14 protein-coding genes are annotated in these 20,321 nt (G+C 63.0%); 4 read left to right on the plus strand and 10 right to left on the minus strand.

The window, feature by feature from the left end; genetic code table 11:
• The first annotated feature begins 8 nt into the window (after nucleotides 1-8).
• Together EN885_RS34170 and EN885_RS11305 are read left to right on the plus strand one after the other, a co-directional pair.
• Nucleotides 9-2,984 (plus strand): amino acid adenylation domain-containing protein, encoded by a 2,976-nt coding sequence (locus EN885_RS34170; protein WP_245493056.1) that lies wholly within the window; start codon nucleotides 9-11, stop codon nucleotides 2,982-2,984.
• A gap of 60 nt (nucleotides 2,985-3,044) precedes the next feature.
• Complete coding sequence (locus tag EN885_RS11305; RefSeq protein WP_128241993.1) at nucleotides 3,045-4,223, plus strand: acyl-CoA dehydrogenase family protein; 1,179 nt, start codon at nucleotides 3,045-3,047, stop codon at nucleotides 4,221-4,223.
• 435 nt (nucleotides 4,224-4,658) lie between these two features.
• Here EN885_RS11305 and EN885_RS11310 read toward each other — a convergent pair whose 3' ends face one another.
• The 9 genes from EN885_RS11310 to EN885_RS11350 all read right to left on the minus strand — a co-directional run bounded on the left by EN885_RS11310 (nucleotide 4,659) and on the right by EN885_RS11350 (nucleotide 16,534).
• On the minus strand, nucleotides 4,659-5,765 hold the full coding sequence (locus EN885_RS11310; protein WP_128241994.1) for an acyltransferase: 1,107 nt from the start codon (nucleotides 5,763-5,765) through the stop codon (nucleotides 4,659-4,661).
• 296 nt (nucleotides 5,766-6,061) lie between these two features.
• Entirely contained in the window at nucleotides 6,062-6,901 is an 840-nt protein-coding gene (locus EN885_RS11315) for a class I SAM-dependent methyltransferase (RefSeq protein WP_128241995.1), read from the minus strand.
• A gap of 13 nt (nucleotides 6,902-6,914) precedes the next feature.
• Complete coding sequence (locus EN885_RS11320; protein WP_128241996.1) at nucleotides 6,915-8,252, minus strand: oligosaccharide flippase family protein; 1,338 nt, start codon at nucleotides 8,250-8,252, stop codon at nucleotides 6,915-6,917.
• Entirely contained in the window at nucleotides 8,243-9,523 is a 1,281-nt protein-coding gene (locus tag EN885_RS11325; protein ID WP_128241997.1) for a glycosyltransferase family 4 protein, read from the minus strand. Before EN885_RS11325 ends, EN885_RS11320 begins: the two co-directional genes overlap by 10 nt.
• 14 nt (nucleotides 9,524-9,537) lie before the next feature.
• A complete protein-coding gene (locus EN885_RS11330) occupies nucleotides 9,538-10,296 on the minus strand; it encodes a hypothetical protein (RefSeq protein WP_128241998.1) in 759 nt (252 codons plus the stop codon).
• Entirely contained in the window at nucleotides 10,283-12,253 is a 1,971-nt protein-coding gene (locus tag EN885_RS11335; RefSeq protein ID WP_128241999.1) for a hypothetical protein, read from the minus strand. Before EN885_RS11335 ends, EN885_RS11330 begins: the two co-directional genes overlap by 14 nt.
• A gap of 5 nt (nucleotides 12,254-12,258) precedes the next feature.
• On the minus strand, nucleotides 12,259-13,404 hold the full coding sequence (locus EN885_RS11340; RefSeq protein WP_128242000.1) for a glycosyltransferase family 4 protein: 1,146 nt from the start codon (nucleotides 13,402-13,404) through the stop codon (nucleotides 12,259-12,261).
• Nucleotides 13,404-14,210 carry a glycosyltransferase family 2 protein gene (locus EN885_RS11345; RefSeq protein ID WP_128242001.1) on the minus strand — a complete coding sequence of 269 codons (807 nt, stop codon included), beginning with the start codon at nucleotides 14,208-14,210 and terminating at the stop codon, nucleotides 13,404-13,406. Before EN885_RS11345 ends, EN885_RS11340 begins: the two co-directional genes overlap by 1 nt.
• A gap of 668 nt (nucleotides 14,211-14,878) precedes the next feature.
• Nucleotides 14,879-16,534 (minus strand): hypothetical protein, encoded by a 1,656-nt coding sequence (locus EN885_RS11350; RefSeq protein ID WP_128242002.1) that lies wholly within the window; start codon nucleotides 16,532-16,534, stop codon nucleotides 14,879-14,881.
• Between the two features lie 341 nt (nucleotides 16,535-16,875).
• Here EN885_RS11350 and EN885_RS11355 point away from each other — a divergent pair, with 341 nt between their 5' ends.
• Both EN885_RS11355 and EN885_RS11360 read left to right on the plus strand, forming a co-directional pair.
• Complete coding sequence (locus EN885_RS11355; RefSeq protein WP_128242003.1) at nucleotides 16,876-18,123, plus strand: cellulase family glycosylhydrolase; 1,248 nt, start codon at nucleotides 16,876-16,878, stop codon at nucleotides 18,121-18,123.
• Nucleotides 18,120-19,124, plus strand: coding sequence for a glycosyltransferase family 2 protein (locus tag EN885_RS11360; RefSeq protein ID WP_128242004.1), 1,005 nt, complete (start codon nucleotides 18,120-18,122; stop codon nucleotides 19,122-19,124). The genes EN885_RS11355 and EN885_RS11360 overlap by 4 nt, the downstream gene beginning before the upstream one ends.
• A gap of 991 nt (nucleotides 19,125-20,115) precedes the next feature.
• Here EN885_RS11360 and EN885_RS33550 read toward each other — a convergent pair.
• Entirely contained in the window at nucleotides 20,116-20,292 is a 177-nt protein-coding gene (locus tag EN885_RS33550) for a hypothetical protein (RefSeq protein ID WP_164897822.1), read from the minus strand.
• Nucleotides 20,293-20,321 lie beyond the last annotated feature (29 nt).

Here is a 20,321-nt window from a genome sequence, read left to right on the forward strand (position 1 = left end):
CGTATCTCATGAATGAAGTCCTACCTATCGCGGCGGAGGGCGTAGCGCTTCCCCTGCTGAAAGATGCCGATCATCAGGCGCTGATTGTCGAGTTCAATAGCACGGCAGCGCCCTACCCGTCCGACAGGACGATCATCGATCTCTTCCGCGACCAGGCGACGCGTAGTCCTGACGCTGAAGCGATCCGCTTCGGCGACGCAACGCTGACATACCAGCAGCTCAACGAACGCTCCAACCAGATGGCCACGCATCTGAGCTCGACCGGCGTGGGGCCGGGTCGGATTGCCGTTGTGTTCATGGAGCACTCCATTGAAGTCGTCGTCGCGATCTTAGGCGTCCTGAAGTCCGGCGCAGCCTATGTGCCGGTGGATGCGGCAACGCCGAAGGGGCGTCTGGCAACAATCCTGAAGGACATTGCTAACGGGACCGACGGGCGGGCGCCGGTGGCGATCACTCAGGCGCGCCTGCAATCCGTCATTTCCCCGAACCTTGCCGACATTTTCGTGCTCGACGCCGATTTCGCGTCGATTGTGAATCAGCCGGGCTCGGCCCGACCGTCCGCTGCCACTCCGGACGGCGCCGCCTATATCATCTTCACCTCCGGCTCGACCGGCACGCCCAAGGGCGTCGTGATCGAGCACCGGAACCTGGTGAACTACATCTGGTGGGCCGCTCGGGTGTACAGTTCGGGCGAACGTCTCGCATGGCCCCTTTTCTCACCCCTCGCCTTCGACCTGACCGTTACGACGCTCTTCACGCCACTCATCACCGGCGGCCGCATCGTGGTCTATCTTGGTGATCCCGGAGTCCAGAGCATGGTCGTGCTCAAGGTCATCGACGACAATGCCGTCGATATCATGAAGCTGACGCCGGCGCATCTCGCAATGATCCGCGACCGCAATCTTGAGACCACAAGGCTGCGCAAGTTCATCGTGGGTGGCGAGGACCTCAAAACCGAGTTGGCTCGCGATATCACGAAAGCCATCCCCCATCCTATCGAGATCTACAACGAGTACGGACCAACCGAAGCCACCGTGGGCTGCATGATTCACCATTTCGACATCGACCGGGATCAATCCGCATCGGTGCCGATCGGCGTTCCGGCCGCCAATGCGGGCATCTACATCCTCAACAAGGCACATCAGCCCACCTCCCCAGGCATCATCGGTGAGATGTTCATTGCCGGCGACGGTCTCGCGAGAGGCTATTTCAATCGCCCTGACTTGACCGACGAGCGTTTCCTCACGGTCACCGATCCCCGAGATGGGTTTTCGAAGCTGCGGCTGTACAGGACGGGCGATCTCGCCCGCTGGAACTCGGAAGGGCGCCTGGACTTTCTCGGCCGCGCCGATCATCAGGTGAAGGTTGGTGGCGCGCGTGTCGAGCTGGGCGAGATCGAAGCGCGGCTTCTGAAGCACCCGCACGTTCAGGAATGCGCTGTCGCTGCCATCGCCACCTCGGTGGCAAAACCAGCGACACAAGCGCGTTATTGCGACCGGTGCGGTGTTGAGTCCAGCCTGCCCGGCACGACATTCGATGCGGCAGGCGTCTGCAATCTATGCCGGGCCTTCGACACCTATGTCGACAAGGCGCAGACCTATTTCAAGACATCGGATGACCTCCAGGTTCTCATCGCGGAGATGCAGGCTAACCGGAAGGGACCTCACGACTGCATCGTGCTGTTGAGCGGCGGCAAAGACAGCAGTTTTATGCTGTGCAAGTTCGTCGCCATGGGAGTAAAGCCGCTTACCTTCACCCTCGACAACGGTTTCATTTCGGAAGGAGCCAAGGCCAATATCAGGCGGCTCGTGAACTCCCTCGGCGTGGATCACCACTGGGGAAGCACGCCGCATATGAACGAGATCTTCGTCGACAGCCTGAAACGGTTCGCGAACGTCTGCAACGGTTGCTTCAAGACGATCTACACCCTGGCCACGAACGTCGCCCGCGAACGAGGGATCGGGTACATCGTGACGGGGTTGTCCCGCGGCCAGTTCTTTGAGACGCGCCTGACCGAGGAGGTCTTCAAGCGGGACGACTACGATCCGGCCCGTCTGGACGCGCTCATCGCCGAGGCGCGCAAGGAGTATCACCGCCGCGAGGATGCTGTGTCGCGCTATCTCGACGTGGATGCCTTCCGGAACGACTCAGTATTCGAGGAAGTGAAGTTCATCGACTTCTACCGCTACTGGAGCGTCCCTCTGGAGGACATGCTCGACTTCCTGAAGACGCAGGCGGGATGGGATCGGCCTGCGGATACAGGACGCTCCACGAACTGCCTCATCAACGATGTCGGCATCTACGTTCATAAGAAGCAGCGGGGACATCACAACTACGCCCTTCCCTACAGCTGGGATGTACGTCTCGGCCAGAAAACGCGCGATGAAGCCATTGACGAACTCAACGACGAGTTGGACGTACCCCGCATCAAGGAGATTATGGCCCAAATCGGCTATGTCGAGCCGCCAGCGGCCGAAGACGGCATCACACGACTTGTGGCCTACTATGTCTCGTCGAAACCCCTGACCGTGGCGGACCTGCGCGCCCACCTCGCCGAAGAACTCTTGGAGTCTATGATTCCGACGCACTATGTTCGCCTCGAACGGATGCCGCTCACGTCCAACGGCAAGATCGACCGCTCCGCGCTTCCCGAGCCGACGGCGGAAAACATCCAGCCTGCACAAGACTTCGCCGCCCCCTCGACGGAGACCGAGAAGACGCTGGCCGCGCTGTGGTGCGATCTCCTGAAGGTCGAGTCGATCGGCCGTGACGACAACTTCTTCGGCCTGGGCGGGCACTCGCTCCTAGTGATGCGGGCGGTGTCGCGCATGCGGAAGACCTTCGGCGTCGACGTGCAGCTTCGCAACCTCTTCGAGCGCCCGACAGTGGCCGAACTGGCGGAAGTGATCGACGGAATGCTCTGGGTGGCCGATTCCAGAGCCCCTTCAGTCTCGGAAGGGCCGAGAGAGGAAATCGAACTCTAGCTTACCGGAAGGCCTCCGAATGGCCTTGGGGAACCAGCGTTGTATTGCATAGCAGAGCGGATGAAGATGATGGACAAAGCTTGGGTACCGGCGCGAGGATCGGGGCTGCCTTGGGCGGCGGGGGAGTATGAGCTCTTACGCGACCAGGTGCGCCGGTTCGTCGAGGAGGAGATCAAGCCCCGTGCGGATCGCTGGGAGGAGGACGGGTTCATTCCCCGTCCGATCCTGCGCCGCATGGGCGAACTCGGCTTCTTCGGCATCCGCTACCCGGCCGAGTATGGTGGTGCCGAGATGGACGCGGTCGCATCCACGATTTTCGCCGAGGAGCTCGGGCGCTCGACCTATGGCGGCGTCGCGATCGCGACGCTGGTCCATACCGACATGGCTTCCGTGCATGTCTTTCACGACGGGACCAAAGCCCAGCGGGCCCGCTGGATGCCGGGCATTATCAGCGGCGAGGTGATCACCGCGGTCGCCATAACGGAGCCGGATGCGGGCTCGGACGTGAAGGCCATCCGCACGCGCGCCCGCCGAGAGGGCGACTCTTACGTCCTCGACGGGACGAAGCTCTACATTACGAACGGCGCTCACGCGGATCTCTACTGCGTCGCCGCCAAGACCGATCCCTCGGCAGGAACCCATGGGATCACGATGTTCCTCGTCGAGAAGGGCACGCCAGGCTTCAGCGTCGCCCGCGAGCTGGACAAGCACGGCTGGCGCTCCTCCGATACGGCGGAGCTCGTCTTCGACGGTTGCCGTATCCCCGCCGAGAACGTACTCGGCGCGGAGGGACAGGGCTTCTACTCCATCATGCGCAACTTCCAGAACGAGCGCCTTGTCCTCGCCGGCATGGCGATAGGGGCGGCCGAGGCGGCGATCGATATGACCCTCGCCTGGGTGAAAGCTCGCCGCGCATTCGGGGGTGTCCTATGGGACATGCAGGCGATCCGTGAACGTCTCGCGATGCTCTCTGCGAAGGTGGAGGCAGGCCGCCAGTTTCTCTATGCCACCGCTTGGCGCATGGCGGCGGACGAAGATTGCCTGCGCGAGGTCTCGATGGTGAAGGCCATCTGCGGCGAACTCGTCAACGAGGTCGTGTATACGTGCGTGCAGTTCCACGGCGCTATGGGCCTCATGCGCGAGAGCCCGATCGAGCGCATAGCGCGTGACGCCCGCGTCCTGTCCATCGGCGGCGGCGCGACGGAGGTGATGCTGGAGGTGGTCGCGTCGATGTCGTAAGCCCAATGCGGCAGTGAGGACATCGCTCTGGCGTGGCTGCGTGAAGGGCTCTTCGCACGGCAGGTAGGGCTGGCTGAGGGGATCCTTCGGCTGTTCTTTTTTCCCCCCGCACCGCTCTCAGGCGGCGGCGCTGGAGGGTCGAAATCTACTTTGCCTGTGCTACCTGCGCCCGGGTGCTTCGGTCGCATTTACGGGCCGCAAAGCCCGCTCCTGGCCGCCTCAACCGCCAATTTCGCGCAGCGTGGCCCCCTGGCGGGCTTTCGCCGGATCGAGTTCCCGCTGGTCGCCGGATATTGGCTCACCACGCCGCCCTACCGGTTCCTGCACGGCATCGAACGGGCTCTGCAACGGCTTCCGGCTCGGTTGAGGCGCAATCAGTTGGCCGGCGTCCTGATGGGCATTACGGCAGTCGCCACCAAATAACAGCGCCGGACTTCAGGGTGCGGGCGCGGCCGGGGCCTTCAGGGCCTTGCCCTTCGACCTCACCTGCACTAGGGCGGGACTCTCGTCCAACAGGCGTTCCTTGAGCTTGAGTAGCGGCGACTCCATTAGGTACCAAGAGGTCGCTGGCACCGCGACGCTCAGAACCAGGACGCAGATGCCCTGAGCCCAGATCGGGCCGGATCCCACGCGCTCTATCACGGCGCTCGACTCGAAGATCCTCGGGAAGAACGCATGAGTAAGATAGATGCCGTAGCTGATCTTGCCGATGAAACGGACGAACGCGAACCCGCTGAACCACGCTAGCAGGCCCGGTAGCCCGGCATCGGCCCGCAACACCACCCAGGCAAAGAAGGTCCCCACGCTCGCGTTGAAGGTCACGTGACGAAGGATGCCGTTGCCGTAAAAATACCAGGCCACGGCCTGGAACAGCAGGCAGGCCAGCGCGAGGACGCCAAAGTTCCACCCGGCAACGAGGCGTCGGCCGCCACGCGACGCAGTATAGAACAGAGCGCCGATCAGCACGCCGATGCCCAGGATCTCGAACTTTCCGAAGATCGACAGCTCGAAGGCGAACGGGTCAATCGGCGTCGCTAGGACAGCGTTGCGCAACAGGAATCCGGTCGCGATCAGGAACAGCGCCACCCTCATCGCATTGCGGCCGGAGATGAGCAGCAGCACCGGCAGCATTAGGTAGAACTGCTCCTCCACGGCCAGGGACCAGAACACAAGGAGTGGGCCTCCGGTTGCCGCGAGGTAATTGCTCGTGTAGGTGAGATGCCAGCGAATGGAGTCGTGAACCTCGGGCACGCCCAGTACGAACAGGACCAGCAGGGTCAGATAGTAGGCCGGCATCAGCCGAACCGCGCGGCCGATGTAGAACCTGCGAATGACTTCGCCTGCAGGGGCTTGCTCTAGTCTGAACAGCAAGTTGCGCGTGATCAGGAAGCCACTCAGGACGAAGAACAGTTCGACCCCCAGCGCACCCGCCCCGATTGGGAAGTGCGTTCTGACCCACGGCCCGCCGAAGTGCTCGACGCCGACGAGTCCGATCGCGATGGCCCGTAGGCCATCCAATTGCGGTCGATAACCTTGCGTCATGACCGATATCTCCTCAAAGCCTCAGGTGGCGACGCAACCGGCGGCGCTCCGTGCACAGGGCCGGCGGCAGAATCCAGTTTCATCGCGAAACCCAAAGTCAGGGCCGCACATTCACCCTCGACGCTGACGGCGAGCGTCCAGCCTAGGACCAGGCCTTGAAGTCCGCCAAGCTTCGCCCCCGCGATCGCGGGAGATGTCGTGAAGCCATCCTGTCTCTCCAGTTCGTTTCAATTCGAATTCAATTCGTCATGGCTCGGCAGAGTAGAGCACCGGTCTCCGAAGCTGGGCGGCGCGAGTTAAGTATGGCCGACGGGGCGGGTCGCTACGACCAGGGTTGAAACGCCGAATTTCCGCAAAGGCGTTTTTCCGATCCGTGGCATGAGCCGCCGGTAGGTCGATATCACGCTAGCCGGCAGCCATTGATAAAGCTCGAATACCGGCAGCACATAGTCGACCTTCTGTATCTCGAAACCCGCCGCAGCCACAATATTGCGCAATTCATGGGGCCAGTAGTTCCGTGCCGCCATAACGCGAGCCGACCATGAACTCGGCAGCCAAGGAAGCAGTGGGATAGGGAAACCGAAATTGCGGCCTAGAAGCCGCATCCCATGGCCCTCGAATGGAAACCAGCGATTTGGACTCATCACGACCAGATGACCGCCAGGCCGCAGAACCCGCCGAATTTCGCGCAGCGTGGCCCCCTCGTTGGCGACGTGCTCAAGAACCTCATTCAACAATATCGCATCAACGGACGCATCCGGTAATGGGAAGTCGTCGGTGCAGCAGTGATATTCGATCGTATCTGGCCGCCGATTAAGCTTCTCATCATTCACCAGCTTACGAGCGATGGCCTCGTCGATCCTCGATCGTTCAGGATCGACACCAATGGCTTTCTGGGCACCCGAGGCGACCAGGGCCTCGGTGTAGCCGCCGTCGGCACAGCCGCAGTCGAGCCAGACTCCCTGCAGCAGTCCCAGGTCTCTCAACTTGCCGAGCCTGTATGCAACATTGATTCCGATCGCGGTCGAGCTGCCGGGATGGGGGTAGCGTGGCGCAGTACGCGCGCGCGACAAAGAATTCTTGCTTGTCGCGATGACCCGCAGGCCATCCAATTGTGGTCGATAACGTTGTGCCATGAGCGGTGTCTCCTCAAGTCTCAGATGGTGACGCAACAGACGGCCCTTCGTGCACAGGACCGCCGGCGGAATTCAGCTTCATTGCGAAGGCCAAAACGAGGGCCGCACATGCACCCTCGATGCTTATGGCGAGCGTCCAGCCTAGGACCAGGCCTTGAAGTCCATCAAGCTTCGCCCCCGCGACCACGAAGCACAGCTCCAGTAATCCGCCAAGCATGAACCAGCGAGATGCCTTGCGCATCGTATCGCTCAGCCGCGCCAGCGTGCAGGCATGAAATTTGAGCGTTAATCCCAGCAGGCTAAAGCCGAGAAAGCGCAGGCTCGAACCGGCGATCTCAGGATAGACCGGATTGAAGACCGCAAGGACCTCCTGCGAATAGGTGAAGACGAAGACGGCGCAGACCAGCGAGAAGAGCAATGACGCCATCAGCGACAAAAGGATGTTGTGTCTGGATTGTTTCGGGTTTGCTCTGACCGCGGGGAACAGGGCCGTAGCCATGGCTGCGGGAACGATCGAGGCCATAAATACCACCATCCACAACGATACGAAGGCGGCATTGATGGCGGGCGACAGGAGAATTAGCACAAGGTACGGCATGATGAGGCCCGGGGTCTGCAAGGCCACATCGAGCGTGTAGTGGTCAAAGACCTTGCGTCGAAGCGTATGCAGCAGCGGGAAATCGGGGGGCCCGACGAGGTGACGCGCGCCGCCCCGGGTCAAGAGATCGACGCCGATCCAGGACGCCAGCACACTGGCCACCCAGGTCAGAAGAATCGCGGCATTGGAGTAGTAGCCAGCGGCTGCGGCGGCGGCGATCAGCATCAGCTTGAACGTGGAGAACAGCACTTGCCGGATCATCCTGTCGGTGCTGCGCAAGTTGCCGACGAGCGCCTGATCGACCACCGCGCTGAGAACGGTCAGGCAGCAGCCGAGGACGAACGCAACGCCCACGAACCAACCGTCGATCGGCCCGGTCGAGCTGTTGAGATACGCCTCCCCGAAGACAAACAACAAGGCGAAGCCAACCGCTAGCGCCACCCCGACGGACGCTGCCGCGGCCACGAGGCCGCGCTCCTTGCCCGGGTGCCGAACGATTTCGCCCATCAGCAGGGTCCCGAGCCCGGCCTCCCCCAACAGACCGACGAGCCCCATCACGGACAGGAGGGCAGAGGCCTTGCCGATCACCTCCGGCGGAAATAGCCGGGCGGCGAGCAACCAATAGATTAACCCAAGACCGGCCGCTGCCATCGTTCCGATCGCCAGAGCGCCGGAATTCGTGACGAGCGTGGCGTTCTTTTGAAGCGCCCGGCGCACGCGAACAATGGCCGTCCCGGCGAGGCCTACCGGCATGAAGGCTCTCCCGACCCTTGGTGCACCGCCACCGCGGACCTGCTAGCGGCTGGCCGCATAACGTCCCGGTAGACCTGCTCGATTCGGGTCACAACCGCTCCGGCCTTGAGGCGCCCCACCCTGGCGAGGCTTGTCGCCTCCAGGCGGGCAAGCAGGCTGCGGTCCTCCAGAAGTGTTTGCATCGCGTGAGCCAGGGCATGCGCGTCCCCGGGCGGCACGAGAAGCCCTGTTTCGCCATGATCGACGAGATCAGGCATGCCGCCGACGTCGGATGCAACGACTGCCTTGCCGGACGCCATCGCTTCCATGACCACTGTCGCACAGGCTTCGGGCCCTAGCGATGGCAGCACGCCGAACAGTGAGCGCCGCCATGCATGCATGATGGCGGAATGCGGCCACATGCTGAAGACTCGAACGTTCGGCGGAAATTCGGTTGGCGTGTCGGCGACCCGGCGCCCGATCAGGACCAGCTGCGGCGCCCGCTCCAGGCCGGCATAGGCTTGCAGGAGAACGTCAATGCCCTTGAGGCGCATCATGTCACCGACGAACAGGATGAATCCATCCCCAGGTAGCTCCTCCCGCAGGCAGGGATCTTCCGGGCCAAGCACCCCGACATCGTCGGGCACGAAGTTGGGGATGACCTCATAGGGGGCGCCGCCTTGGGTGAGTCCTGTGTGACGCGCCACCGCGTGGCTCACCGCGATAAAGCGGTCCACCACGCGCCGAGCGGCGAAGCTCGATGCCCAGTTGCTCAAAGTGGTCGCGGCTGCCTTGACGACCCCGTAATGCCCAGTGGCGCAATGTAAGCATTTGGCCGGCGCTGGGCCACTGCAGAGATGAGCGCCCAAGTGCATGAAGTTCTTCTTGGCGCAGACAAGGCCGTAGTCGTGGAGTGTGACCACGAGGCGTGCCCCACTCAGACCTTTGAGCGGCAGGAAGGACGCGTAGATCCAGTTATGGGCGTGGACGATGTCCGGCCTCTCCTGGGCGACCAGCCGCTTCAGGGCTAGCACCAGTTCGGGATCCGGGAAGGGTGGTGCGTGGCGGCGCTCGGGATCGGTGTGGAGGCCTGACAAGCGCTGGAGCGTGCCGCGCAGGCGATGCACGCGGACCGTGCCGTCCAGCTCGGTTTCGGGCGATCCGGGATGCATCAAGGTCCCGACGCTGACATGATGGCCCCGCTGCGCCAACGCCGCGCCGAGGTTGCGGACGTGCCGCTCCTCTCCCCCGATCACCGGAGGATAGAACTGCGACAGCAGCAGGATGCGCATGGTCGAGCCTCGTTTCAGGTGCGCGGTACCAGCGTCGAAACGCTGCGGTAGAGTCGGTTGTCTACCGGTCGATAGAGCCGGGCCTCCGCCTTCTGCGGGGTGGCCAAAACGGGCACCGGGATCTCCCGCGCCCAGGTGTCGCCCGGCGCGATAGTGAGCGATCGGAAGACGGCGAACGGTTGCCCGTCGAGGGTGATTTCCAGGTCGAATCGCTGAGGTTGAGTCTCGGCGCTCCTGATGCCGACGGTGATCCGGCCGGACTCGCCACTGGCCGACGGCAACAGCCAGAACGCGGTGTATTTGAATTCCCGGAAGGCCGCTTCGTCCCGGACGGCCAGCGCATAGGCTCCGGTCGCTACAAGCAGCGCTAGCATGAGCGCGGCCCCCTGCCAGAGCCGGACCCGCGGCAGAGCCGGCCAAGCTGGCAGATCGGGAGTGTCGCGGCGGACGGCGGCCACCAGTGCCGCGGCGGCCGTCACCGTCCAGAACCACAGCGCCCAGCCGAGCGGCGTAAGGAAGCCTGCGGCGTTCAGGGCAAAGCCCCCGGCGATGCCGGCGGCGAGGCTTGCTCCGACCGCGTAGACGAAGTGTTGCAACGCGGAGGTTGTCCTGACGCCAATGGCCCGCAACACCGTGTGGCCCGAGACGAGGAACACCATGGACGCGCCCAGGGCAGTACGGATGAGCAAGCTGTCGCTGACCGCAACGGCCGCCACCGCGGCCCCCGCCCACAGGCACGCGGCCAGAAGGTCCAGCTTGCTACAAATTCTCATGCAATCCCCTCACGTCATAGATGACGATCCAGCCGTTGTCGTAGATGCGGGTGACGCCCTTGACGTCATTGAACTTGAGCAGCGCTGCACCCGAGAGCGGCGCTCCCTGCCGCGCTTCCCACGGCTGGAAGTAAAAGCCGAGCACCGGCGGAGCCGTAGTCAGGCGCAGGTCAATCAGCAGGAAATCGATGTCGCTTCGCGCCAAGGCCCAAAACTCGTAGGGCCCGAATGTCTCGGCCTCGAATATGCGCGAGGGATCGACGCCTTCGACGATGGTGGCCCTGACGTCCTGCCGGCCGTAGCCCGCAAGCAGAAGGCGGTTGATGCGGTCGGTGGTGAAGCGGTTGCCGGCACTGAGCCATTCCTTGGCCCAGCGTGCCGTTTCGATCCCCATCGGCTCGATCGATTCCTGATCCGCGGCCACTCTGTAGCGCCCATGGATGGGATTAATCGAAGAGCTCGTGACGCCGCCCAGGACGATGATCACCAGACCAACGGCCGGTGCGATGCGGCGCCACCCGCGTGGCGTGCGGCCCTGCCAGAAGTGGACGATGCTCACCGCGACGACCAGTCCGACGCCGATGAACATGAACGTTCCCATGCGGTTGCCGACTTCCCATCCGGCAACGGTCAGTCGGAAGGCTACCGAGACTGGGAGCCCGAAGGCCAGCAAGCTGAGGAGCACGAGGCGGCTATCGCGCCAGCGGCGTTCGAGAATGTCCTGGATCGGACGCCAACCGGACCGCGCACCACTCGGCGCTGCCATGGCCAGCGACCGAAAGAATCCCGTTGCCAGTCCGAGGGCCACGAGCAGGAGCGCCAGCAAGGTGGTCAGCCGCATGTAGAGGGCCTTGTCCGGCGTTCCAAGGTGCTCCGACCGCGGAGTGGGCGCGCCCAGGATGTACCCGAGCAATGTGTCGAAGCCGGACTCGATCACCGGGCCGAGGTAGCCTGTGAGAGGGATGCCACGGGCCTGCACCCACAGGGACGGCAGGGCTATGGCGAGGATCGCCGCGAGGCCCACTGCAATGCTGGTCTTGATCCGCAGGGGGTCGTGCCGGCGCAAAGCCTCGAGGGCCGCCAGCGCTCCGAAATAGATGGCGGCGAAGGCGGCCGAGACATGATGCGTGACCGCGAGGCTTGCCAACAGCAAGGCAATCAGCCCGAGCGACTTCAGCCTCGGTCCCCCAACGAGATCCTTGGACGCAGCTTCGACCGCGAAGGTCAGCACGCACAGCACGATGCCGAGGCTCCCGTAGGAGAACGCCGAGTCGAACAGGAAGAAGGTTGAGCTGCCCATATAGGCCAGACAGGCGATGGCCGAGATACGCGGCGATCCGGCGATGCTTTCGAGGAACAGAAACAGGGCACCGATGAACGTGCCCTTGAGGATGGCCAACAAGAGCGTCCCCGCCACAAACAAGGGCAGTCCCGTCAGATCGACTATCGCCGTCGTCAGGATTTCCAGGGCGGGATACGTTGGCCCGATCGGGAAAAGCGGGTTGGACAGGAACAGCCGGCGGGCCGTGATGAGATCCTCGGCCGATATCCAGTGCAAGACCTCGTCGTAACCGCTAAAGCTCGTCGGGGAATAGACTTTCTTGCAGTAGACCAGGGCTTCGGCAAGCAGGAACAGGAGGAACAGGCGCTCACCACGGGCTGTTGTCGGCCAGGCGATGCGAAGGCTGGTCGGAGCGACCAGGAGAACGACACCGGACCAGAAGAGCAGCGGCGCCACGTCATAGCCGCGGCGCCCGGCCGCGTGACCGGCCACGACCAGGAGTAGAGCCGCGGCGGTCGTCAGGCATAGAACCGCGATCCATCCGGAATTGGCGCGTTGCGACGGGGCATCGGCACTGCCGTCGCGAAGGTCGGGACCGACAACGGTCGAGACGAATCGTATCCCGGCCCGGAGCGGGTTGATCCTGGTTCCCGCAGTGAAATGAGCCGGCATCATCAGCCTTATGCCCCAGTCGCAGGAGGCCGCGACATTACGCCGTCGGGGGGCAAGCGGACTCTGGATCGGCTGCTCAGGACGTCACAATAAACATCGCTCAGCGCTTGCGCGCAGGCATCCCAGTCGGGCAGCGCCAAATCCGGGACCTCCCGATGGGCCTCCAGTTCCTCGGCCATGGCGGCGGCCAGCTCTCCCGGATCGGCGTTGCACGGAATCGCCCGGCACAGGCCATTGGCGGCGAGCTCCCGCAGACCGGACGTGTCGCTGACGAGGACCGGACGGCGCAGCGACAGGGCTTCCATCACGGCGACCGGATGGGCTTCGTATTCGCTGAACAGCACGAATAGCGCGGCGCTCGCCAGGAGGTCTGCCATTTTCTGCCGCTCGGATCCGGGGATACCCGCAATGGTGACCCGCTTCTCGAGGCCGAGCGTCGCGACGAGGCGCCGCAATTCTCCCTCGTACGGGCCTGTTCCGACGATGTGCAGTCGCACGTCCGGTACCCGGCGGATCAGTTCGGGCAAGGCCGCGATCGCCCGGTGATGGCCCTTGTAGCGCTCCAGCCTGCCGCCCGAGACGATCAGGTGCGGATCGACCTTGACGCCGGGACTCGCAACTGGCATCGCGGCGCCGTTCGGGATGACGACAAACCGTTCCCGCGGCACGCCCATCCTCACGCTGAAGAAGTCGGCTTCGAATTCGGAGACGCCGATCAGCCGCGCGGCCCGGGCCACCAGCGGCCGGAGCAGCGCGTGCTGTGTGCCGCGCACGGCGTTGCGCAGCCGGGAGGAATGCCCGCCGCTGTGGAAGGTCAGGATGAACGGCAGGTCCCCGCGGACGGCCGCGAGCAGCCCGATCGGCGCCACGAAGCTGCTGTAACCTTGGAAATGGATCAGATCCCAAACCCCGCGCCGGATCGCGGTATAAATGCCGGGCGCAGCATAGAGGTCCAGCTCCCTCGGCCAGGCCCGCACGCGCCGCACGCGCATGCCGCGCACCTCCTCCTCAACCGGCAACTCCCCCGAGGGATCGGTGGTGAGCACGTCGACCGCGTGGCTACGCGCCACCAAGCGGGGACCGACTTCCTGGATGTGAGTTTCGATGCCGCCTATGAGGGGATAGCAGCGGGCGGCAACCATCAGGATTCGCATCAGGTTTGTCCACTGACATCACAGGCTATCGCGCTCCGCCTGTGCTGTGGGTGCACCCTCTCGCGCAGGATGGTCTTGAGGATGCGCCAGCCGTCCGGGATGGCGCGCAGATGGCTCACTCCGCTGATGCGCGGAACCTCGAAACTCGCCACCTCGACGATATTGAGGTGGTTCTTCAAGGCCCGCACGTTGATGAGGGTCTCGATCTCGAACCCGTCGCAATCGCAGTCCAGCGTGGCGACGTGCTTGGTCCAGAAGGCTATGTATCCGTAGCATAGATCGGAGAACCAACCGCCATAGAGCAGCCGCACGAACAGGGTCAGCCCCTTGTTGCCGAACATCCGGAACAGCGACATGTCGTCGGTGCCGGCGCCCTGGATAAAGCGTGAACCCTTGACGAGATCCGCGCCGGCCATCAGCGCACTGACAAAGACGATCGCCTCCTCCGGGACCATGGAGCCGTCAGCGTCCAGCATGACGATGATGTCGCCTGTGGCGGCCAGGAATCCCGCTTGCAGTGCAGCGCCCTTGCCCCGCCGAGGCTCCATCACAACCTTCACGTCCTCTCGCAGGCGGCGCGCGACAGCGACCGTGTCGTCAGTCGAACGACCATCCACGATAATGATCTCATGCGCCCAGTTGGGGATGCGCGGCAGAAGCCAAGGGAGGTTCTCGGCTTCATTGAGCGTCGGGACGACGAAGCTGACCCGGGGCAGAGTCAGCGATCGCCGCAGCGCGAAATTGACCGGGTCAGGCGGCGATGTGGCACCGACGGGGGCGAGAATGCTGGAGAGACCGGCGTTCATGGCAGCGCTTTGAGGTCGTACGATGGGACCCATCCGGGGGGCAAATTGTGCTTCCATGACCCCATGAGCTCCCCGAAAATCCGGTGCTCCACATCGCGCGCACGCAAATGCGCGGCCAGCGACAAGCCGCAGCGGCCAGCTCCAATGACCGCCACATCCACGGATGTGCTTGATCCAACCATATGCGGACTCCCGGCCATAATGAAAGGAAGATGAAATGAAAGAAGATCGGTACTCTTGTCGCCCCCCTAATCTTAGTTTGTTATGCGACGATTACTGATGCAGATCTGAAATGGAAGGACGATAGATGGTTAGGAAAAGAAAATAGATGATTAGCTCTTTTGGGGTATCCCCTCAGGTTATTTCCAGCCATACGACCAGCGCGGATAGTACGGCAGCGGCACCGATCATCTTCAGCAGCTGTGTTGGCAGCATTGCCAAACCCGTTTAGACCTCTGGGCCCACCTTCAACGCCAGCGAGGACATCCATCGACCCGCGGCCGGCACTAGCTCACAAGCGACAATTTCTACCGAGCGAGCCGTGCAGAAGGCAGCGAAGGTCGCCGGCGCGAAGAAATGAAAGTCCAGCGCAACGCTGACATTGCCACTGGCCAGAAGCTGCGAAGTGCAGGAGGGCTCGCTCCTTCACTCGGCCGTGATTTCCGAGCTTATTCTGTGCCCGAGAAGGGTCGAGCGCGCGCGGCCCTTCGCAGGCGGGGTACCTTGCGCTCGACCACCTGGCTACGGGTAGCTAACCCGGACGAGACCGGCCAAGAGAGGGGCTGCCCACGCGGTCCCGAGACCTCACGCGGTCCCGAGACCGGCGCGTCGGGTACCAGCAAACGATACGAGGTCGTGACCTCTCGCAAACCCCGGATATGCCCGAACAGGTCGATCACCTCCAAGCCAGACCGGCGGTTGTAGGTGTGACAACCCAACGCTCCGGACCAAATGCGACCGACCGGGGTCTGGGCAAACTCCGACGCGCCGAGCGCATCGATCTGGCAGAACGTCACCGCGCCGCCATAACCGCGCGCGCAGTCTTGGACCGGGCGTAGCGTGCGTCCGCCGTGTCGGATGACGGCTCCTGCGGGGCGGCTGAGCCTGGCATCAAGCAGGACGGGGTTGGCGGCATGGGGCGTCCAAGACCCGGTCAGGCTCTCGGCACGGTAGAGGCTGAGGACATCCCAGGACGTGGACCTCCAAAGCCTTGGGCTGACGAAAAACCAAAAGCCGCCCTCATGGCAGAGCGGCGTGGTATCGTAGCCCTCAATGCCTTCCATGAGGCAGGCCTCCCGCGTCCACCGGTAAGGGAATTCCACTGCCCTGTAGAGGCTGACATTCCTGGCCGCTCCCGATTCGGGGATCATCCAGATCTGCCCATCCTGCTCGAACACGAACGGGTACGAGAGGTGATGCGGTTCCTCTACGACGATCCGGGATGCGCCGGCTGTCCCGTCCCGGTTCACTGTCACGACCGCAATGCACCCCCGGTTCTTCGAGTAGAGGTACTGTTCGACAAAGATGAAATCCTGCCCCTGGTGCCGGAACGGGAACGGGTCGGCAAGGTAGCTGTCGGCATTTCCGGTGAGCACCCGGAAGGCTGCTTCGCCTTTGTCGAGCAGGCTCGTCGATTCATCGAAGCGCCAGCCAATCCCCCACATCCTGCCGCCCCTCGCCAGGACGTCCAAAAGCCCGATCGCCTTCGATGCAACCGTGCCGGTCGCCCTTGCAACCGCCGAAAGCGCGCCAAACGAAGGCACTGCCATCCGTGGACCGGGGATAAAGGACGCAGCTGAACCGGTTTCCTCGCACAGGGCTTTGAGGATCAGCGGCACAGTGCAGGAAAGGGCGCTGTCGAGCCTCGCTGCCAACACTTCACGGTCTGCACTGGCCGGACGCGCCGTCCACGGCCGCAACGGGCGCGCCGTGTCATGCAGGTCGACGAGAAGATCCTGATGATCCACCCAGGCCGCCACGACTCCGATCTCGCCGGGTGCGCCGTTGAAGACCGGGGTGAGCACGCGCCGCGCCGCCGGGAGCGATTCTGCCCCGCTCAAATCGATCACTACATCCACTTGGTCGGCCGGAGGCGGCGGCAGGCACCGCAGCGCCGCCTCGACGGGGTCGATGGCGCCGTTCCCGCGAACGCCATAGACCAGTCGTTCGAGTTCAAGCAGCAGACGGCAGATTAACGGCAGCGGGCGGGTACCGGCCGCCAAAGCGCAGGAGACTTCGTTGCCGGGCACCTCAGCAAGCGCTTCTGCCAGCCAGAGGTGCCACCGCAGTAGCCGGGACGGGTCGAGACTCAGGCAAATGCGCATTGTTGTTCTCACGGCGGATTTCAAAAGGACGCCAGCCCACAGCTTCGACGAGAACCACAGGCGATCCGCCTACCCTGGACTCCGCCGCGGGCCGGCGAGCCAAAGGCGGCAGATGGAAAGCCGCAGCGCGAGGATAGTTTCCACCTACTGCGGTTGCGGGGACTCGCCATGTGGGGAGCCGAACACTTGATTGGGAGATGCCTGACAGCACGGGTCCATACTCGAGCGGCTGGAAGCGACCAAGCACCACTATGCCCGAACGACGCCGGGCTGTGCGAGGTCAGAGGAGGTAATCCTTCGGGGTTCTTGTGCCGTGCCTCCGGAAACGGTCATGTGGAGGGATGATTATCGAATGGAAACGGGCGAAATACGGACTGCGCAAGGCGTGGTTGTGTGCGCTCGTGTTCGCGTTCGTATCCGTTCCGGCAGTCGCGAGCGCCGCTGACGATCCGTCGGCAACGTCCTTCATCAAGACTTCCGGAACGAACTTTACGTTGGACGGCAGGCCGTTCTTCGTGACCGGCGTAAACAACCACTATCTGACCTACGGGTCGCAGGATGAGGTCACCCGCGTTCTCGACGACGCGGTGGCGATGGGCGCAAATGTGGTCCGCACCTTCCTTCAGCCGGTGATCGGGTCGCTCGACGGAAGTAAGCCTACGATCTGGGATTGGCGGCTTGAAGGCGAAACCAGCAAGCTCGCGGTCAAGGGCACATACCTGCTCCACTGGGATCCGAGTCAAAACAAGATGGCGATCAATGACGGCGCCAACGGCATGCAGAAGGTTGATTTCCTCATCGCCGAGGCCGGCAAGCGACACCTCAGGCTCATCATCGCCTTCCTGGATTTCTGGGCCTACACGGGTGGCGCCCAGCAGATGCGGGCTTGGTATGGGAGCCAAGACGAATCCACGTTTTTCTTTGATGACCCACGCACGAAGCGGGACTACAGGGCCTGGGTCCGCCACGTCGTGCAACGCGTCAACCCGCTCACCGGGCTTGCCTACCGGGACGACCCGACCATCATGGCTTGGGAGCTGATGAACGAAGGCAATGCGCAGCCCGAGGCTTTGCGGTTGGCCTGGACTGGCGAAATGTCGGCCTACTTGAAGTCCCTCGATTCCAATCACCTTGTCAGCTCAGGGAACGCCAACATTCTCGACCCGAAGTTAGCCGATTTGACCATCCCGACTCTCGATTTCGGGACCTGGCACGGCTACCCGCTCTACTACAAGCTGACGATCCAGCAATTCAACGACATGATCACCGAGTTCTGCCAGCTGGCGGCCCGCGCCAAGAAGCCGGTCCTTCTGGAGGAATTCGGCTATGCCCGCTCCAATCGGGACTCCGCCGAGGCTTACGCCATGTGGCTCGATACGCTTACCCGCGATCCCAGTTGCGCCGGCTGGATGGTGTGGCTGCTGGTATCCCGGCAGGACAGCGGACGTTATCCCGTCGACGAACACGAACAGTTCGATATCCGCAACGACGGAAGCGCGATTTGGAACATCCTCAAAGCCGCGACGGCCCGGGCGGCGCAGACCCGCGAGACCCGTCGGGCCTCAGAAACCCTCCAGGAGGCCCGATGACCGAAGCCTCCGTTGTGATCTGCGCGCATACTCTCGACCGCTGGGACGAGTTGAAGCGTGCGGTCGGGTCCGTCCGCGCCCAAACGCATGTCCCACGTGAAATCGTCGTGGTCGTGGACAACAACGAGGCCTTGCTAAAGCGCGCCGCGCGCGAGATTGCCGGCGTCACCGTCCTCGCCAATGCCAGGCAAGCGGGCTTGTCGGGCGGGCGCATGACAGGAGCGGAATACACCACGGCCCCGGTGATCGCCTTCCTCGATGATGACGCTGTCGCCGACCCGCACTGGCTCGAGGAGCTGTTGGAGGCTTATCGGGATCCAGCAGTGTTGGGGGCCGGCGGCCCGGTTGAGCCGCTGTGGCAAGTGCCGCCGCCCTCCTGGTTTCCCGGCGAGTTCCACTGGGTCGTCGGCTGCACCTACGCCGGCATGCACGTGCGGGACGGGCGCATCCGCAACCCGATCGGGGCCAACATGTCGGTGCGGGCCGACGTGCTGCGGCACGCCGGTGGCTTCGCGCCGGATCTCGGGCGCCGCAAGCTCGGGTTCTCCGTCAGCGGCCGCGCAAGGATCGGCGGCAAGGCTGAGAGCTGCGAGGAGACGGAGTTCTGCATCAGGGCCGCCGGTCTATACCCTGGGGGCTATTGGGCGTACCGGCCAGCGGCGCATGTGCTCCACACTGTGCCGGTCCAGCGCACCACGTGGAAATACTTCGTTCACCGCTGTCTGGTCGAGGGCACCGCCAAGGCAGTGTTGACGGGTCGCGCAGGGTCCAAAGACGGTCTTGGAGCCGAATGGCGATACGTCCGGGAGGTGCTGCCGCGCGCCGTGGCGAGCGATCTGAAGGCGGCCATGGGCGGCAAGGTCGGCGCCGCGCGACGGGCCGGAGCGATCATGGCGGGCTTGGCCCTTACTGCGTTCGCCTACGCCACGACGCGCCTCGGCGGGGCCGCCGAAGCTTTGTCACAGCATTTGCTATCGCGGGTCCGAGTCTGGAGAGCATAGCCGTCGCCGATTTAAGCATTGCAGGGAAGCCGGTTTGGCCGATACGGAAAGTCCCCGAGATGGCCTTGTTGACCGGCGGCGCTGGCTCCATCGAGAGCGTCGATCTGCCACCGCAAAGCGAATGGGCCAGCGATTTTCATGCACCCTCACTCCGCACACGGCCCATCGCAGGTAACTCGTAGGAACCAAAATCTCGCTGTTCCACAGCGAGGCTGACTGTTAGAATGTTGTCGCCGGTCGGGACAAGCGATGCCGCATTATCGTGTCTATGTTCTGGACGAACACGGCCAGTTTATGGGCGGGGTCAATCTTACCTGCACAGACGACGATGCGGCGAAAGAGCACGCCAGGCGGTTCGCAGACGGCCACGAGGTGGAGCTTTGGCGACTGGTTGCGCGGTTGAAATTTGACAATCCGCGGGGCCGTCCCGCGGCGACCCAGCGCCCTCGCGCCCTAGGGCCACGTTTCAGCCATTTCAACAAGCCGCTTAAGCGATCGTACTTCGCTTGGATGTTGATGCGGTTGCACGTCTTGACGCTGTTCAGATCTTGAAAGATTCGATCCCGATGCAGGCCCGTTGGCGTTGCGGTGAACGGCCTGTCCGGTGCTGAAGGGCTACGCTCGATAACGGTGCCAGCCTTCCACCTTCGATCATTGAAAGCGGATGGTGCGGACATCGCCGCCGTGCCGCCGGACACTGTTTTCGTAGGATGTCCGGAAGGCTGTCTCGGTGCGGCCGTTCGACACACTTCCTACATTAGAAGGTGTTAATAAGATTTCGCCTAGCCTCATTCTCGCCGCAAATGGCAGTAGGGTCGATTGGGTTACGCACATCGTCCTCAAGTGATCAATTCACGTAGGTACAAGAATTCACGTAGGTACAAGACGGTGTGCGTGAGTAAGTCATGAAGCAGAAAATGCCCGGCATTTTACTTAGTAATGCAGGTGGAACGAAAAAAACGTAACGAACTAAGGGTTTACTGTGCTTATTCTACACGGAAAGCTCGGCGGTACTTCCGCCGGAACGGCTGCGCTCGACTTCAATCCGGCTGCGGCTCGATCCGTTGAACCCCTTGCGCGCGTCGGCAGCGACACCGTTTATGGTTTCAAGGACGAGGGCTTGATGAACATTCCCGTCGACAAAACTCACCTTCGATGGCGAGTTCAACGTTAAGCTCGCTCGACAATAATGTCTGG

The sequence above is a fragment of the Mesorhizobium sp. M6A.T.Cr.TU.014.01.1.1 genome (genome assembly GCF_004022765.1).
Classification (GTDB): Bacteria; Pseudomonadota; Alphaproteobacteria; order Rhizobiales; family Rhizobiaceae; genus Mesorhizobium; species Mesorhizobium mediterraneum.

Coding starts and splice junctions, on each gene's coding strand:
- EN885_RS11340 (WP_128242000.1), bottom strand. CDS start 13,404: ATGCGAATCCTGATGGTTGCCGCCCGCTGCTATCCCCTCATAGGCGGC.
- EN885_RS11320 (WP_128241996.1), bottom strand. CDS start 8,252: ATGCCGGTAGGCCTCGCCGGGACGGCCATTGTTCGCGTGCGCCGGGCG.
- EN885_RS11305 (WP_128241993.1), top strand. CDS start 3,045: ATGAAGATGATGGACAAAGCTTGGGTACCGGCGCGAGGATCGGGGCTG.
- EN885_RS11345 (WP_128242001.1), bottom strand. CDS start 14,210: ATGAACGCCGGTCTCTCCAGCATTCTCGCCCCCGTCGGTGCCACATCG.
- EN885_RS11330 (WP_128241998.1), bottom strand. CDS start 10,296: ATGAGAATTTGTAGCAAGCTGGACCTTCTGGCCGCGTGCCTGTGGGCG.
- EN885_RS11355 (WP_128242003.1), top strand. CDS start 16,876: ATGATTATCGAATGGAAACGGGCGAAATACGGACTGCGCAAGGCGTGG.
- EN885_RS11335 (WP_128241999.1), bottom strand. CDS start 12,253: ATGATGCCGGCTCATTTCACTGCGGGAACCAGGATCAACCCGCTCCGG.
- EN885_RS34170 (WP_245493056.1), top strand. CDS start 9: ATGAATGAAGTCCTACCTATCGCGGCGGAGGGCGTAGCGCTTCCCCTG.
- EN885_RS11315 (WP_128241995.1), bottom strand. CDS start 6,901: ATGGCACAACGTTATCGACCACAATTGGATGGCCTGCGGGTCATCGCG.
- EN885_RS11310 (WP_128241994.1), bottom strand. CDS start 5,765: ATGACGCAAGGTTATCGACCGCAATTGGATGGCCTACGGGCCATCGCG.
- EN885_RS11360 (WP_128242004.1), top strand. CDS start 18,120: ATGACCGAAGCCTCCGTTGTGATCTGCGCGCATACTCTCGACCGCTGG.
- EN885_RS11350 (WP_128242002.1), bottom strand. CDS start 16,534: ATGCGCATTTGCCTGAGTCTCGACCCGTCCCGGCTACTGCGGTGGCAC.
- EN885_RS11325 (WP_128241997.1), bottom strand. CDS start 9,523: ATGCGCATCCTGCTGCTGTCGCAGTTCTATCCTCCGGTGATCGGGGGA.